Raw genomic sequence first — 15,804 nt, forward strand, 5'->3', positions numbered from 1 at the left:
CAGAGCGTTCAGCTGCGACGTAGACATCACGGCGATCTGCGCCTTGTTCAGTGCTGCCGCACTTGTGCTGCTCAAGTTTGTCAGAGCCGCTGCAGAAAGACCGGAAAGTGCCTTGGTGCTGAGTGATGCAACCTCTCCCGTAGAGAAGAGAGCGAGTTCGGCGCTGTCGAGCGTTGCCAGTTGGGCAGAGCTTAGTGCGGCGATCTGAGCCGAGTTCAGCGCATCGACCTGGCCGGTTGTCATCGCTGCAAATTGCGTCGTGGTCAGGGCTGCTGCCTGCGTCGCGCTCAGATTTGCAATGTTGCCCGTGGTCAACTTGCTGACGGTGATGCCTACAAGCGCCTTGGCGCTGATGGCCTTGACTTCATCGCTGGAAAAGGTGTTCAGCGCGTCGGACGACAGAGCGTTCAGCTGCGTCGACGACATGACTGCGATCTGTGCCTTGGTCAGTGCGGCTGCACTGGTGCTGCTGAGGTTGGTCAGAGCTGCTGCAGAAAGGCCGGCGATCGCCTGGGTGCTGATAGCAGCGATCTCATCGGTGCTGAAGAGAGCCAGTTCTGCGCTGTTGATTGTCGCGACCTGAGCCGAGCTCATGCTGGCGATCTGGGTGGCGTTCAGCGCCTGGATTTGGCTGGTCGACAATCCTTCGATCTGGGAGGTGCTCAGTGCCACGACCTGTGCCGCGTTAAAGCCAGTGACCTGAGCGGTGCTCAGCGCTCCCAGCTGGCTCAGCGTGAGCCCCTTGACGGCGGGCGCCGAAATGGCGCGGACGTCATCAGAGCTCAGAAGGGCGACATTGGCAGTCGTGAGCGATCCGACTTGAGCGGAGCTCAGCGCCTTGATCTTGGTGGCGTCGAGCGCATTCACGTCTTCCGAGGTCAAGCTCGCGATCGTCGATGTGGAAAGCTTTGAGATCTGCGTAGCAGACAAGGATGAGATAATGGAGGTCATGAACGTGTCCCTTACCGAATGGCGACTGGTCGCGCCTATCTGCCGCCTGACACTGTCCCCACCGACAGCAATCCGACACGCGCAAATAAAGCGAAATTGTTGAGAACATGGCTCATGTGAACCTGCGTAGGAACCGCATCATGCAATTCGAGCTGGAGAAGCTCGGATTTTCCACGCTAGCTATTGCGAATGCCGCTAATAAACGATGCCGCTTGAATAACTGACTATGGCTATTTCGTAGCAGGCAAACCTTTAAAACCGGGTTAACGCTCCGTGCCATCGCGGACACTTATTCTTCAATTTCATGTATTTTTGAGAGAAATTAGAGGGATATAATGTACCAAATTTTTTGAAGATTCGACTCAACTACAGGTGAAAAACATAGATTATGCGCTTTATCTAAAAAGTATTGGTCAAATTCACCCACTATATTTCAGATCAAGAAGCGCAAAAATCCAGTAATATTCGCGTCACAAGAAAAGAAAGGCAATTTTTAATCTGATGTTTTTGATCAGGGCAGCGGCGGCGTCTTGGCTGGACGGGATAGTGAATAGCGACAGAAACTGGTCATTTTTTTCTTCTTCCTCGAAGATAGCGAATGAATAGGTCCCGACAGCGCGGCAAGTTGTAAGTTTAACCATGTGAAAAAGCGCAAATTAGGAGCCTTCTTTATAGCGCTACTCTGCGTTTTCGGCATGAAAGCATCATGCAGCCCGTATTTCGAACGTCGTGGAGAGTATCGTTTTTACCTGGCGGTCTAGTAATTGTTCGCGCACCGGCTCCATGGAGCAGTTGCGCCACGGCGACGATGATAATCTTCACTCGGCAAGAGAGTACGGACACACGCAGCGACCACTCGCTGTCACCAAGTGCGCAATTCTCCGACGTGCAAGCGCTGCCGAGTGCAAGACGACGTCTGAAGGCTCGGACGCTATTTGCCTGAGAGGCGGCGGCACCCTTGCTCCGTCACAAAGAAGCAAACATGAAGCGCTTGCAAAGACATGCCGTAGAAACTGCGGATCGAGTATCGTCTTGAGCAGCGTGGAAGACGGCTTTTGGGGGAACTGTTCTTTGAGACCGTTGACCGGTCATTTCAGCAGGGCTTAGACAGATGTGCACTGTCAAGCCTTGCGACAACTGAGGGGGCGGAACCGTGTCCGCCCCCGCAATAAGAGATGTGGATAGCCGGTTTCGGGTGCAAGAACCACCCGCCTTCACATCCAAGTCAGCCTACAGCATCGGCCCGAAAATCGGAATCGATTTTCAGAAAGCACGATGCATCGATCAAAGTAGATAGAGCGCCACTCATGACTTAGAAGCGGCGCGCCCTATTCTTAAAACTCTTCCCAGTTCTGTTCGCTTGGCTTCAAGACAGGTGTCTCAGCTGGCGCCCCGAATGCTTTTGCAAGCGTGTTACCAAGTGCGCGCGCAGGCGACGCGACCGGGCGGGCCGTTGGCTTGACTGCGGCCGGTGTGAAGCTTGGCTTCGTCGAATAGACGGGCTTTGCTGCAGCCGCAGGCGCTGCGCGTGGCGCAGTCGGAGCCGGACTTGATGTAAAGGACGCAACGCGTGTGGCCGCACCTGCGCCCAGATTGAACTGGCCGATCAGGCTCGTGAGCGCTTCGGCCTCGCGAGCGAGCGAGTGGCTTGCAGCCGTCTGCTGTTCGACCATGGCTGCGTTTTGCTGTGTCCCCTGATCCATGGTGTTGACGGCGGTGTTGATTTCCTGCAGGCCGGTCGACTGTTCGCGCGAGGCGGTGACAATTGCGCTCACATGGGTGTTGATCTCTTCCACCTCGGCGACGATCATCTGCAGCGCCTTGCCGGTTTCGCCGACGAGGCCCACGCCATTTTCGACATGCTTGCTGGAGTTGCTGATCAGCGACTTGATTTCCTTCGCCGCATTGGCGGAGCGCTGGGCCAATTCTCGCACTTCCTGGGCGACGACGGCAAAGCCCTTGCCTGCCTCGCCCGCACGCGCTGCTTCCACACCCGCATTCAGTGCGAGCAGGTTTGTCTGGAAGGCGATGTCGTCGATGACGCCGATGATGTTGGTAATTTCGCCGGAGGATTTCTCGATCTCCTGCATGGCGGCCACGGCGCGGCGTACGACTGCACCGGATTGTTCGGCACCGGCACGGGCGCGCTGCACGAGAGCGCCTGCCTCTTCGGCACCCTTGGCGCTGTCGCGAACCGTCGTGGTCACTTCTTCCAGCGCCGCAGCGGTCTCTTCAACGGACGCAGCCTGCTGTTCGGTGCGGCGCGACAGGTCGTCGGCTGCAGACAGCATTTCGGCGGCACCGGCGTGGATTGCCGCAGCATTCTCACCCACCTTGCGCAATGTCTGCTGCAGACTGTCGAGCGACGTGTTGAAGTTCAAACGAAGCGGCTCGATGAACGGTGTGAATGGCTTTTCGATACGATAGTCGAGATTACCGTCGGCCAGTGCCTGGAGACCCTTGGCAAGTTCCTCGCGAGCAAAAACCTGTTCCGCTTCGGCGCGCTCTTTTTCAGCCTCGTTGCGCAGACGATCGGCTTCTGTCGCGGAGCGCATGCGATCTGTTTCACCTGCCAGGCGCTGCTTTTCGATAGCGGCATCCTTGAAGACCAGGACAGCCTTTGCCATTTTCCCAACTTCGTCACCGCGATCCAGGGCGGGAACATCGACATTGTTATCGCCGTTTGCCAGACGGCCCATGGCATCCGTCATGCCGACGATGGGCGTAACGATGGCGCGTGATAGCGCCCAGATCAGCAGGACTGAAACGAGGCCCGCCCCAGCGCCACCGCCGAGCAGTGCATATTGCAGATTGGCCTGGGCGCTTTGCTGAGCCGCGATCTCCAACTTGGTAAGCGCGTTGAGCTGTTCCTTGATCTTTTCTGCTGCAGCGCGGAAGCCATCGACCTGGCCCTTGGCCTGGTTGCGGCCAATTTCGATGATTTCGGAAACCGGTGCTTCCGTCGTCTTGCGGGCTGCCATCTGCGGCTCTGCCAGTTGCTTGTAAAAGACGGTGGCGGTCGCTTCCATCTCATCGATGGATTTCAGAATCTCGGGTTGGTCGGCAGCGTATCCGCGTGCCTCCTTCAATTTTGCGAGCATCACGTCGCGCTGGGCAAACACATCCTTGTAGGTGCTGTCGCTACGGAACAGAAGAAAGCCGCGCTGATTGACGACCTGCTCGAGCATGGCTGCCTTCGCTTCGTCCACCGTTTGCATGAGTTGCGCCGTGCGGGTTTGCGTTTCGGACAGCTGCTGTGCGTCCAGAGTCTGGAAAAAGACAACTGCCGAGGCCACGAGGCACACACCCATCAAGGCGACGAAGGTCATGATCAGCTTGATATTGATAGGCAAATTTTTGAGAGACATCGACAACTCTTTTTCGACACGGGACCGCGCATCAATCATCAGAGCGCGAACCAGAAATTTTCCGGCCTAACCTTCATGTCAGCGACGGGATTTTCAGCTTCGCAAATTGCTGCAAAGCGGTTGATTTTTACTTAAATACGATGGTTCTAAAAAAACAAACCCAGGCAGTATTTCGTAGGGTAAACGAAGTCTTCCTCAGCAGCGGGCCACAAACCGCTTGCGCTGCGCCCGATTGGCCGTCATTGACACTCTCCATGACCAAAACATCCGAAAATCAACGCCTGGACCAGCTTCTGGTCGCCAAGGGACTGTTTGCCAGTCGCTCCCGCGCGCGCGATGCCGTGTCGCGCGGCACCGTCAGCGTGAATGGCAAGATCGTCACCAAGCCGAGCCTTTGCTTTGCCGAGAGCGCGGTTATCGCGATTGACGATCCGGCACAGGATTATGTCTCGCGCGCCGCTCTAAAGCTCGTCGCAGCACTCGATCACTTCACGTTGGACCCGAAAGGCCACGAGTGTCTGGATGTGGGCGCCTCTACCGGCGGCTTTACGGAGGTGCTGCTGGAACGCGGTGCGGACCATGTGACCGCAATCGATGTGGGTCATGGGCAGATCCATCCGCGGGTGGAGAACAATCCGCGCGTGACCAGCATCGAAGGGCTGAATGCGCGGTTTTTGACGCAAGACGATATTGACGGCCGCGAGGTCAGCTTCATCGTCTCGGATGTCTCCTTCATTTCACTGAAACTTGCCCTTGCGCCGGCGCTCGATCTGGCGACGAGCGGCGCGTTCGCCGTTCTTCTCGTCAAGCCGCAGTTCGAAGCCGGCCGGGATGCGATCAGCAAGGCAGGCCTGTTGAAAGAGCCGGACACTGCTCCGCAGGTTGCCGCAGAGCTCGAGCGCTGGCTCACCGAAGACATGGGCTGGGAAAGCCTTGGCCTCATCCCCTCCCCCATCGCAGGTGGAGATGGCAATGTAGAATTCCTTCTCGGAGGCAGAAAGCCATGAGCACGCAGACCGTCAAGATCCAGAGCCTCGGCGCGCAGGGCGATGGCATCGCGCACTGTCCAGAGGGCACGGTCTATGTGCCTTTTACGCTTCCAGGAGAAACGGTCGCGATTGCCCGGGTGAAGGACCAGGGCACCATCATGTCGATTACGGAAGCGTCGCCGGAGCGGCGCGAGCCTGCCTGTCGCCATTTCGGACCGGATGGCAAGAACGGCACGTGCGGCGGCTGTTCGTTGCAGCATGTTCAAGACGAGCCCTACCACGACTTCAAACGGAATCTCGTCGTTGCCGCCCTCCGATCAAAGGGTCTGGATGTGGAGGTCGATCCGCTGGTGATCTGCCGGCCAGGTGAGCGACGTCGCGTTGTCTTCACCGCGCGCAAAACCGAAAAGGGACTTCTTCTCGGCTTCAGCCAGGCCAACAGTCACCATATCGTTGCGATCGAGGAATGTCCCATCGCCGCCCCGGCCATCGTGTCGAGGCTCGATGCGATCCGTGCGGTCGGTTTGCCGCTGGCATCCAACGCGGAGCCTTTCCGCATCACAGTGATGGAGACGCTTTCAGGGCTCGATATTGCGGTGGACGGCATCAAGTCCGTCAATGACAAGCAGCGCCGTGCACTGACGGAAACGGTTCTTTCCATGCGCGGCATCGCCCGCGTATCGCTCTCCGGCGAAATTCTAATCGAACCGCAAAAGCCGGTGATCGAATTCGGTAGCGTCAAGGTCGCCCCTCCCGCCGGCACCTTCGTCCAGGCCACGAACGTGGCAGAAGAGGCCATGGCCGAGCGCGTCTTGGCGCATGTGGGAAAATCGAAGCGCATCGCCGATCTGTTCTGCGGCACCGGTACGTTCACGCTGAGACTGGCGCGTGTCGGCAAGGTGCATGGCGTGGAAGCGGAAGACAAGCCGTTGAAGTCGCTCGATTTTGCCGCGCGCAACACACCCGGCTTGAAGCCGGTCACCACCGAGCGGCGCGACCTGTTCCGTCATCCCTTGATCGCCAAGGAACTGAAGCTTTACGACGCCGTCGTCTTCGATCCGCCAAGAGCGGGTGCGGAAGCGCAATGCAAGGAGCTTGCCCGCAGCACGGTCAAGAAGATCGTTGCCGTCAGCTGCAATCCGCTGTCCTTCGCGCGCGACCTCTCCATCCTGGTCGAAGGCGGCTATCGCATCACAAGCGTGACGCCGATCGACCAGTTCCTCTGGTCGCCGCATGTCGAGGCGGTCGCGACGCTGGAAAAGTAAAGCGCTTTACCACGCCGTATCGATACTGCCGCTGCCGACGACGCCGGAGCAGCGGCAACGGCCACCGACGCGGCCCTGCTGAACCGGGCAGACATAGGGGCGTGAGCGCTCGGCGCTGTCTGGTGGCGTGATGACGCAGACGAAACGCGGCTGGCGGCGATCCCACCCGTTATTCTGGTTCTGATTACTGCGTGGTGAGCTGCTATTGAAGCCCTGCACCTGAACGACATCGCTCTCTCTTGGGGACGACATCATCGGCGAGGACAGCATCCCGGCATCCGCGACGCCGGATAGCGACAGTATAGCAATCATTGCAAGAGCGGTTTTGCGCATCATGGCGGCCTTCTCCCAAGTAAAGATGTCGATCGAGTAACCGGAAACACTTCCCGTTCCGTAAAGACCGAGACCTTCTTCTCAAGAGACTTAACGGCGCATGAATGCCTCAAAGGCAGCGCGCGCCTCACTACTCTGAAGCTGAGCGGCGAAGTGAACGATTTCCTCGTCGATCCGGGCTCGGATCGCATCGACATCGCCACGCACCAGATTGCGGGCAATCTTCAGCGCCTGTGGTGGCTTCGACGCCAGGTTGGCAGCGATCTTCAAGGCTTCCGCCTCGACATCCGCCTCGGGAACGACCTTCCAGATCAGGCCCGCCGCCATAGCCTGCTCGGCCGAGAAGCCTTCACCTGCCGCCAGAAGCGCAAATGCCCGCTGGTGGCCGGCAATGCGCGGCACGAGAAGGCTGGAGGCAGCTTCCGGCACAAGTGCCAGATCGACGAAGGGCGTCTTGAACAGGCTGCGGCTGGAGGCGACCGTCAGATCGCAATGCAGGTTCAGCGTCGTGCCGATACCGATGGCCAGGCCATCGACGCCGGAGACGATGGGCTTTTCCACACTGACCAACGTGTGCAGGAAGTCTCCAGCCGTTAGCCGCCCCTTGCCGCCCGACATCGCAAATCCAAGGAAATCAGCCATGTCATTGCCGGCGGAGAAGCATCCCGGCGTGCCGAGAAAAACGATTGCGCGGATGTCTTCATCCGCATCGGCGGCCTTCAAAGCCTCGATCATGCTGCGATACATCGCATCAGTGATGGCGTTCTTCTTGTCCGGCCGATTGAAGCGGATGACCTGTACGCCGGCTGCGACCTGAGGCCGCTCGAGAAGGATATGATCTTCGGACATCGATACTTCCTTCATCCAAGAACGACGCGTGCAGCTTCGAGGCTTGCGGCACCCGAGACGACACGATCCTTCAAGGCAGCCGTTTCTGCCAAAAGGTTTTCCGCAGCGAAACGGCAAAGCGAGGCACGCTTGGTACCCTGCCCGTCTTCAACGGCTGCAAGCGCGCCCTTGGCCAGATAGACGCCCGTCAATGCGAGGCCGAACAGCCTTTGGTAGGGTGTCGCACCTGCCAGCACGGAGGCTGCCTCTCCCTTGGCCTGGGCGTCCAGCAGCCAGTCGGTGGCAGCCTCGAGATCGGCGATGCTTTGGTCGAGGTAGCGCGCAGTTTCGCCCAGTTCCGGCTTGTTCGATGCACGTACGTCTTCGGCAATGGCCTTCAACTCTTCGATAAAGCCGCGAACGTGGTGGCCTTCGGAGAGTGGAAGCTTGCGCATGACGAGGTCGATGGCTTGAATGCCGTTGGTGCCCTCATAGATTGGGGCGATTCGGGCGTCACGCAGATAGCGGGCCGCGCCCGTTTCCTCGATGAAGCCCATGCCGCCGTGGACCTGGATGCCGAGCGAGGCAACGTCCACACCGGCATCGGTGGAGAAGGACTTAGCAATCGGTGTCAAAAGCGCCGCACGCTCCTGCCAGAACTTCTGCGTGCCCGCATCGCTTTCCGCGTGGCTCATGTCGATCGCGTGGGCGCAGGCGAAGCTGATGGCGCGCGAGCCTTGCGTCAGTGCCTTCATGGTCAGCAGCGTTCTGGCAATATCCGGATGCTCGATGATCGGGCTCATGCCCGTTGCCGTCGTTCCGGGCGCCTTGCCCTGCGTCCGCTCTTTGGCGTATTGGATCGCCTTCTGGGTTGCGGCTTCGCAAATCGCCACGCCCTGCATGCCGACGGCCAGGCGGGCATTGTTCATCATCGTGAACATGCAGGCGAGACCCTTGTTCTCTTCGCCCACGAGCCAGCCGATCGCGCCTTTCTCCTGACCGTAGCGGCCATCGCCAAAGATCATCGTGCAGGTCGGCGAACCGTGAATGCCAAGCTTATGCTCAAGCGCATGGCAGAACAAATCGTTGCGCTCACCCGGATTGCCGGCAGCGTCAGGCAAGAACTTCGGCACGAGGAAGAGCGAAATGCCCCTCGTTCCAGCTGGCGCATCGGGCAAACGGGCCAACACAAGGTGGATGATGTTTTCGGCGGCGTCGTGTTCACCCCAGGTGATGTAAATCTTCTGGCCGAAAATGCGGTATGTGCCGTCGTCAGCCCGTTCGGCCCTGGTCTTGAGTGCGGCAAGATCGGAGCCTGCCTGTGGCTCGGTCAGGTTCATGGTACCTGTCCATTTGCCGCTGACGAGATTTTCGAGATAGACGGCCTTCAGCGCGTCGCTGCCATGGGCGGTGATGGCTTCGATCGCACCCATCGTCAGCGTCGGGCAGAGCGCAAACGCCATGGAGCCGGAGTTCCACATTTCGAGCGCCGCAACGTTCAGCATATGCGGCAGCCCTTGCCCGCCAAATTCCTCTGGCGCCGTCAGGCCGTTCCAGCCGCCTTCGGCCCAGCGATGATAGAGACCGGCCCATCCATCGGGCGTGCGAACCTCACCATCCACCATGCGCGAGCCCTGGCGGTCGCCGATTTCGGCAAGCGGAGCGACCTCTTCAGTGGCGAAACGTCCTGCCTCATGGAGAATGGCATCAACGAGATCTTCATCGAGATCACCGAGCGCACCGCTCTGAAGAGCAACACCCAGCCCTGCAACGTGTTTCAACGTAAAAGCGATATCGTCTACCGGCGCGGTATACATCCTGCCTCCTCCCGAAGCGTCTGCCTACAATGCAATGTCCTTAGGGGCTAATTGATTTTTACGTAAACGTCAATTTGAAATTTCCCTGGAACGGCGTGTCCTTCAGGGCCTGCGAAGGACGTTCCATCTCTTCGACTGACCTTAACGCGTGTCGCGATCTTTGAGATTCGCTCATACACTTCAGGTCCTTGTTATCGCAGGTCGTCATCGCAAAACCGCTGCACACTTTTGCTTGGACCATGCTGTAGGTCGAAGAATCGATTGCGATTTTCAGGCCTATCGGTCGGCAAGATCACCCTTGTTATGAAACTGTCATAAAACTCTGTTCTGCATGTCCGACCCTTCGAGCAGCATGGCCTCTGGCGTAGACAGGCCCGCCTTTCAGGAACGCGACATGGATATACAGTACCCAGCCATTCCCGGCCTCGTCTGGGCCTATCGCTTCGAGCCGGGGAGCCAGCTCTGCACACGCCTCGCTCCAACCGCACAGTGGAGCGACATGGAAAGCAGCGAAGGCTTCTTCTGGCTGCATCTCAACCTGGCGGACACGCGGGTCGTTGCGTTTTTGGACTCGATTCCTGGTTTCGACGAGAACATTCGCGCCATTTTGACAACGCATGAGACGCACCCCTCCATCACCGTCGATGAAGGCGCGCTTTACGGTACGCTGGTGGATTTTCAGCGCGAGTTCGATCAGGAAACCCGCGACCTGGGCTGGCTGCATTTTGCCCTGACGGATCGCTTCGTCATCACCACACGGCTTCAGCCGCTACGGTCGGTGGATCGGCTGCGGGCTGCCATCGACAAGAACCCGAAGCGCTTCAGCACGCCGTCGCACATCTTCGAGGGACTGGTGGCGGAGTTTCAGCGCAGTCTTATCAACCTGGTGATGGAGACGACGGAAGAACTCAACGCCATCGAGGATTACGTCTACGCCGCTGCCCCGCGCGACGAGCGGAGAAGGCTGGCACCCGTCCGTCGCACCGTCGTGCGGCTGCATCGTCATCTTCGAACCGTGCTGACATTGATGCGGCGCGCTTCAGCCGCGGATGAGGATGAAATGCCGGCAGGCTTCGAGGAGATTGCCGGACGGCTGACGAGCCGACTGGAGTCCGTCGACTACGATGTCTATGCGCTTCAAGAGCGGGCCCGTCTGCTGCATGAAGAAATCGACTCCAAGCTCTCGTCGGAAACGAACCGCCACCTCTACATCCTGTCGATCATGACCGCATTTCTGTTGCCGCCGACGCTCGTCACAGGATTTTTTGGCATGAACACCAGCGCTCTCCCCTTCATCGATGGCGGAAACGGAACACTCTATGCAGCGGGTTTTATCGTCGCCTCCAGTCTTCTCGCCTGGTTTCTGCTGCGACGTGTCGGCATCATCTAAAGCATGGCCCAAGCAAAACCGTGCAGCGGTTTTGCGATGACCACGCGATAGAAAAAGAGCTGAAGCGCAGGAGCCAATCCGAAAAGACCACGATGCGCTTTCCGCGTGGGCGCTTTGTGTCTCTTCGCATATGTAAAGGACCGCCCAGCAAGTGCAGGACGGCCCTCATAAATTATATATTTTCGTTCAATCAGCGGTACGGCGAGTAGCAGGTCTGACGTGGCCCATGATAGGGCTGGAACGTGTTGCTATACGCATCATAAGAGCGATAGCGGCCATAGCACCAGTTCACATGCGCCTGGCTCACGCCACCGCGGACGACCGGACGATATTCACGATAGACCGGGCGCGGACGATACTCCGGAACGGGGCGGTAGACTTCGCGCGGCTGAGATAGCGCACCGCCAATGATGGCGCCGGTGGCGAAGGCCGCAAGCGGGAACCAGTAGCCGTTGTGGCGACGATAACCAGGACGGTAATCGCGGTAGCCACGATGACCACGATAGTAGCCCGGGCCGTAGTCGCGATAATAGCCGCGGTCGCGCCAATACTGAACGTTGACGATGTTGTTGTCCGCCTGTGGTGCAACCGGCGCAGGCACGATGGGCATAGCCTGAGCTGGAACAATAGATCCAACAGCAACAATAGCAGAGAGGCCAGCGGCCAAAGCAGCTTTCATGTAAGTCTTCATCTTACCTTCTCCATTCACATCCGGATACACAAACGGACGGGGTGAACTACGACGATTATTCTCCTGTTTATCCAGTTTTTAACGGCGTGGACTCGCCTTATATTCAAGTTAAGAAATTCAGCCTGAATGCAGCATTAACGAAACGATCACAGATACTTGAATGGGTTGCTGCCCCAAGCGACGGAAGGCCCGGCTAAGCCGGGCCATCCAAATCATGCATCTTAGCTATAGGGCGACACGCACTGCCTGCGCGGGCCGTTATTCGGCTGATAGCTGTTGTCGTATGCGCGGTAGGAACGCCAGCGGTTGGCGCACCACTGCTGGTGGTTGCTGCCGTAGGATGGACGGGCCTGATTGGTGGCACCACCGATAATCGCGCCAGCCGCAAAGGCTGCAAGCGGGAACCAGTAGCCGTTGTGATAACGGTAGCCCGGACGACGGTCGCGATAGCCGCGGTGGCCGTTATAGAAGCCCTGGCGGCGGTATTCGCGATGGTTGCGCCAGTCACGACCGTGACGCTGACGCCATTCGCGACGGTCGCGCCAGTCGCGATACTGGATGTCTACGACCTGATTCTGAGCGGCAACGGGTGCCGGAATGGGTGTGGGAACTTGAAAGGCCTGCGATGGCGTAAAGCTCGTCAGGACCATGACTAGAGCGGTCGCGAGGCTCGTCTTCCGCAAATTCAGCATGAATTTCCTCCGTTTCTCTGCACATTGATGTTGTGCTGTTTTTATATCTTTCGGCAGAAATGCGGAAACGGCCCGCAGTGACACAGCCTCAGACATTTTAGAAACGGGAAAACTACAAACTCGTTCCATGGATCATGGCAATGACTGCCAACTGCAGGAACGAAAAGGTAGGAGGAGGAGGCTTTACGCCTCCACCTTGACGTCAGTCAGCGGCCTGGAGCAGCAGGCCAGAATATAGCCCTCCGCAATATCTTCATCGAGAATACCGCCATTATGGTTCATCTCGACCTCGCCGGACAGCTTCAGCACGCGGCAGGTGCCGCAGATGCCGGATTCACAGGCCGCACCGATGCGAACCCCTGCCGCTCTGGCAGTCATCAGGACGGTCTGTCCCGGCTGGCATGGCACGTCCTTGCCGGAAAGCGTGAAGCCGACCGTCGTCAACGCCTCGCCATCAGCCTCGATCGCCGTTTCACCAACGGCTACCGGCGGCGCGGCCGGCGCGAAGCTTTCTTGATGATAGCGTGTCATGTCGAAGCCGGAGGCTTCGAGCATGGAACTGACCGCCGCCATGAAGGGCTCGGGGCCACAGCAGAAAACCGTGCGGTCCATGAAGTCGTGAGACAAGAGCGCAATCTTGGCCTTGTCGACGAAGCCCTTCAGGCCCGACCAAAGATCTGTGCGACCGCAGGACTCCACGATGAACCCCAGAGACAGGTTCGGCATGTAGCGTGCGAGATATTCGAGTTCATGGCGGAACACGATATCGGCGGGTGTGCGGGAGCAGTTGATAAACGAGATATCGCTGTGCGGCGCGCGATCGCACATGTCGCGCACCATCGACATCATCGGCGTGACGCCAGAGCCTGCGGAGATGAACAGATACTTGTCGCCCGGATGCTTCACATAAGAAAAGTCACCCAGGGGACCAAGCGCGCGAATCTTCATCCCCGGCTTGAGGTTGTCGAACATCCAGCGGGTGCCGATCGAGTTCTTCTGCGCCTTGACCGTGACGGCCACCGCATAGGGACGAGACGGCGTGGAAGACAGCGTGTAGGTCCGAAACAGCGGCTCCGGCCCGACTGGCAGTTCCAGCGTCACGAACTGGCCCGGAATATAGCGAAACCAGTTGGTGTCAGTGGAGCGAAACAGGAACGTCATCACATCCGGCGTTTCGGGGGTTACCGAAATGCATTCCAGCATGTGAAGCTTGTCGCTCCAGGGCTTCATCTCATCGATATGCTTATAGGTCACGGCCATGGTCATCTGCATCAAGCCACTGCGGAAAGCTTCTTCTTGTCGCCGGACAGCCGGTCGATCATGAAGTCTGCATACCAGTTGACGAACTGCATGACGCCGCCTTCGTCCTCCATGGAGTAAGGTCCGGGCTCATAGGCGGGCGAGCGAATGCCGAAGGCGTTTTCCTCGACGATCTGGCGATCCTGATCGTTGGTCTCGTTCCAGACATGCGTCAGGTCTTCGAGATTGTAGTCCACGCCTTCCACCGCATCCTTGTGAACGAGCCACTTGGTCGTGACCATGGTTTCCTGCGGACCGAGCGGCAGCACGCGGAAGGAAATCATGTGGTCGCCGAGGAAGTGGTTCCAGGTCGTCGGGTAGTGGAAGAGCAGCAGCGCGCCGATATGGCTGATGGTGACATCGTCAGACAGCGGGCGACGAACCGCAGGCTTGCCGGACATGGTGTAGCTTTCCGCTTCACCGATCAACGGCATGCGCGCCACGCGGAACTGGCCCTTGGGGTCGATCTTGAAACGGCTTGGCAGGCCTGCCGCTTCGCAGCGTGCCCAGTGGCCGCCGATTTCAGGGTCGCTCGCGCCGCCATCGGTGCCGGTGACGCTCGGGTTTTCCGGATAGGTACGGCAAAGCTCGGGGTGGTTGGCCGCGCAATGGTAGCATTCGCGGTTGTTCTCCCAGACGAGCTTCCAGTTGCCCTTTTCGATGATGGTGCTCTCATGCGCCACCTTGGCTTCCCAAACCCGGTGCGGCTTCATATAGGCTTCGACTTCCGCACGAACCGGCGCGAAATCCATAGGCTGCTCTGCAAGGCAGATGAAGACGTAACCGGCAACCGTTTCGCAGGCGACCGGCTTCAGCCCGAAGTTTTCCTTGTTGAAGTCTTCGCCCATGTGGCGAGCAAAAAGGAGCTTGCCATCCAGATCGTAGGTCCACTGGTGGTAAGGACAGACGAGACGGGCGGACTGGCCTTTCTGGCTGGTGCAGACGCGCGAACCGCGGTGGCGGCAGGAATTGTGGAATGCGCGGATCGTGCCATCCTTGCCACGAACGATCACGACAGCATAATTGCCGACCTGAACGGTAAAATACATGCCGGACTTCGGCACTTCACAGTCGTGACCGACGAACAGCCAATCGCGATACCAGATGGTTTCCATGTCGAGCTGGAAGTAATCCTGATCGGTATAAAATGGCTGCTCAAGGCTGAAGCCTTCGCGGCGATTCTTCAATTGGCGCAATACGGTTTCACGCAGTTCCATGGCCATGTCCTCGAGTAATACTGCAGCCGCCCAACAATCCCGGCCGCATGGTGTGATTTGATCTAATCATTGACGCCTTTTTCCAGCACCACATTGCGCGACATTCTGTCCCGCATTGGCGACAAATTGCGACATCGTCCGCAAAAGTACTGCTTTATTTTTTTTGAATTTAAAACAGTGGCTTAGAGGGTAATTCAAACGATTGGTCGTCGCAATAAGACTTCGGCTTCCAGCGCGCTGCAACACACGCCACCGACAGACCGGAAACGCGATATTAACTCTAGTCGGCTAAAAAGCGTATATCTTTCAAAGAGGATATGGCTGTGGAGAAGGAAACTCGTATCCGCTACGTAGACACAAAGTCCGGCAAGGTCGCCCCCCCGACAAGGTCGAAAACCGCGCATTCCGATTTTTTGCGCACCGGGCGCATCGGTCGCTTTGAAGAGACGTTGCCGCAAGGCGGCAAGCGATATCTTAGCCACGAACAGGTCGCGGAGATCACCGCTCGCCGTTTGCAGGATGCCGGCTCCAAGACGCATTCACGACTGAACGGCTTCCACCCCAGCATCCGTTTCCCCAATATGGTCTCTCACAAGCTGATCGAGAGCACTCCCCATCTCGGCTACTGCCACGTGACGGCCTCCACCACCCGTTTCGACAAAAGCAGACCGGTTCTGTGGTCTTTTTACCTCGCCAATTTCTTTGCGGAACTGTGCGGTGACGAGCATTTCTTCGAAAAGATCGACCAGACCCGGTCGCGGATGTATTTCGCCGTCGCGATGCAGCCGCAAAGTGGCGGCAAGTCCGTGGCGATCGACACCTCCATTCATCGCGGCGGCCTGCTGTTCCAGACACAGGACCCGAAAGAAGCCCTAAAGAACGTGTTGATGTTGGGCACGCGTTCGGAGGAGTTGCGCAAAATCATCCGTGCACTGTGAGGCCCTGGTCCGATCGTTCGAATTCG

General features: G+C 58.2%; 12 protein-coding genes and 1 pseudogene. 4 read left to right on the forward strand and 9 right to left on the reverse strand.

Going from position 1 to position 15,804, the window contains the following annotated elements; all coding sequences use genetic code 11:
• Both PVA19_RS00005 and PVA19_RS00010 read right to left on the reverse strand, forming a co-directional pair.
• Window positions 1–951 (reverse strand): annotated as a pseudogene (locus PVA19_RS00005) (ice nucleation-like protein); the annotation flags it as partial.
• Between the two features lie 1,334 nt (window positions 952–2,285).
• Window positions 2,286–4,319, reverse strand: a complete 2,034-nt coding sequence (locus PVA19_RS00010) for a methyl-accepting chemotaxis protein (protein WP_274100792.1) — start codon at window positions 4,317–4,319, stop codon at window positions 2,286–2,288.
• A gap of 254 nt (window positions 4,320–4,573) precedes the next feature.
• Between PVA19_RS00010 and PVA19_RS00015 the strand changes: the two genes are divergently transcribed.
• A complete protein-coding gene (locus tag PVA19_RS00015) occupies window positions 4,574–5,326 on the forward strand; it encodes a TlyA family RNA methyltransferase (protein ID WP_062425917.1) in 753 nt (250 codons plus the stop codon).
• A complete protein-coding gene (locus PVA19_RS00020) occupies window positions 5,323–6,573 on the forward strand; it encodes a class I SAM-dependent RNA methyltransferase (RefSeq protein ID WP_062425918.1) in 1,251 nt (416 codons plus the stop codon). Before PVA19_RS00015 ends, PVA19_RS00020 begins: the two co-directional genes overlap by 4 nt.
• 6 nt (window positions 6,574–6,579) lie before the next feature.
• Here PVA19_RS00020 and PVA19_RS00025 read toward each other — a convergent pair whose 3' ends face one another.
• The 3 genes from PVA19_RS00025 to PVA19_RS00035 form a co-directional block, all read right to left on the reverse strand.
• Window positions 6,580–6,909: a hypothetical protein gene (locus tag PVA19_RS00025; protein WP_274100793.1), complete on the reverse strand. Its 330-nt coding sequence runs from the start codon at window positions 6,907–6,909 to the stop codon at window positions 6,580–6,582.
• 87 nt (window positions 6,910–6,996) lie between these two features.
• Entirely contained in the window at window positions 6,997–7,755 is a 759-nt protein-coding gene (locus PVA19_RS00030) for a crotonase/enoyl-CoA hydratase family protein (protein WP_062438464.1), read from the reverse strand.
• Window positions 7,756–7,766: 11 nt separating this feature from the next.
• Window positions 7,767–9,551 (reverse strand): acyl-CoA dehydrogenase, encoded by a 1,785-nt coding sequence (locus PVA19_RS00035; protein ID WP_112519859.1) that lies wholly within the window; start codon window positions 9,549–9,551, stop codon window positions 7,767–7,769.
• A 394-nt stretch (window positions 9,552–9,945) separates the two neighbouring features.
• On the opposite strand from PVA19_RS00035, the gene PVA19_RS00040 reads away from it, so the two are divergent.
• On the forward strand, window positions 9,946–10,941 hold the full coding sequence (locus tag PVA19_RS00040) for a transporter (protein WP_112358885.1): 996 nt from the start codon (window positions 9,946–9,948) through the stop codon (window positions 10,939–10,941).
• Window positions 10,942–11,131: 190 nt separating this feature from the next.
• Here PVA19_RS00040 and PVA19_RS00045 read toward each other — a convergent pair whose 3' ends face one another.
• The 4 genes from PVA19_RS00045 to PVA19_RS00060 all read right to left on the reverse strand — a co-directional run bounded on the left by PVA19_RS00045 (window position 11,132) and on the right by PVA19_RS00060 (window position 14,840).
• Window positions 11,132–11,632, reverse strand: a complete 501-nt coding sequence (locus tag PVA19_RS00045) for a BA14K family protein (protein WP_113226324.1) — start codon at window positions 11,630–11,632, stop codon at window positions 11,132–11,134.
• A 221-nt stretch (window positions 11,633–11,853) separates the two neighbouring features.
• The gene (locus PVA19_RS00050; protein ID WP_111848083.1) at window positions 11,854–12,324 is read right to left on the reverse strand and encodes a BA14K family protein; all 471 of its coding nucleotides are present in this window, start codon (window positions 12,322–12,324) and stop codon (window positions 11,854–11,856) included.
• A 183-nt stretch (window positions 12,325–12,507) separates the two neighbouring features.
• Complete coding sequence (locus PVA19_RS00055) at window positions 12,508–13,584, reverse strand: hybrid-cluster NAD(P)-dependent oxidoreductase (protein ID WP_082479198.1); 1,077 nt, start codon at window positions 13,582–13,584, stop codon at window positions 12,508–12,510.
• A gap of 11 nt (window positions 13,585–13,595) precedes the next feature.
• The gene (locus tag PVA19_RS00060) at window positions 13,596–14,840 is read right to left on the reverse strand and encodes an aromatic ring-hydroxylating oxygenase subunit alpha (RefSeq protein ID WP_062425925.1); all 1,245 of its coding nucleotides are present in this window, start codon (window positions 14,838–14,840) and stop codon (window positions 13,596–13,598) included.
• A gap of 323 nt (window positions 14,841–15,163) precedes the next feature.
• On the opposite strand from PVA19_RS00060, the gene PVA19_RS00065 reads away from it, so the two are divergent.
• Window positions 15,164–15,778, forward strand: a complete 615-nt coding sequence (locus PVA19_RS00065; RefSeq protein WP_062426178.1) for a DUF6656 family protein — start codon at window positions 15,164–15,166, stop codon at window positions 15,776–15,778.
• Window positions 15,779–15,804: the final 26 nt, after the last annotated feature.

Origin of the sequence: Agrobacterium sp. CNPSo 3708, from assembly GCF_028674915.1 — a bacterium.
GTDB lineage: Bacteria > Pseudomonadota > Alphaproteobacteria > Rhizobiales > Rhizobiaceae > Agrobacterium > Agrobacterium cavarae.

Coding starts and splice junctions, on each gene's coding strand:
- PVA19_RS00050 (WP_111848083.1), bottom strand. CDS start 12,324: ATGCTGAATTTGCGGAAGACGAGCCTCGCGACCGCTCTAGTCATGGTC.
- PVA19_RS00030 (WP_062438464.1), bottom strand. CDS start 7,755: ATGTCCGAAGATCATATCCTTCTCGAGCGGCCTCAGGTCGCAGCCGGC.
- PVA19_RS00045 (WP_113226324.1), bottom strand. CDS start 11,632: ATGAAGACTTACATGAAAGCTGCTTTGGCCGCTGGCCTCTCTGCTATT.
- PVA19_RS00040 (WP_112358885.1), top strand. CDS start 9,946: ATGGATATACAGTACCCAGCCATTCCCGGCCTCGTCTGGGCCTATCGC.
- PVA19_RS00055 (WP_082479198.1), bottom strand. CDS start 13,584: ATGGCCGTGACCTATAAGCATATCGATGAGATGAAGCCCTGGAGCGAC.
- PVA19_RS00025 (WP_274100793.1), bottom strand. CDS start 6,909: ATGATGCGCAAAACCGCTCTTGCAATGATTGCTATACTGTCGCTATCC.
- PVA19_RS00015 (WP_062425917.1), top strand. CDS start 4,574: ATGACCAAAACATCCGAAAATCAACGCCTGGACCAGCTTCTGGTCGCC.
- PVA19_RS00020 (WP_062425918.1), top strand. CDS start 5,323: ATGAGCACGCAGACCGTCAAGATCCAGAGCCTCGGCGCGCAGGGCGAT.
- PVA19_RS00060 (WP_062425925.1), bottom strand. CDS start 14,840: ATGGAACTGCGTGAAACCGTATTGCGCCAATTGAAGAATCGCCGCGAA.
- PVA19_RS00010 (WP_274100792.1), bottom strand. CDS start 4,319: ATGTCTCTCAAAAATTTGCCTATCAATATCAAGCTGATCATGACCTTC.
- PVA19_RS00035 (WP_112519859.1), bottom strand. CDS start 9,551: ATGTATACCGCGCCGGTAGACGATATCGCTTTTACGTTGAAACACGTT.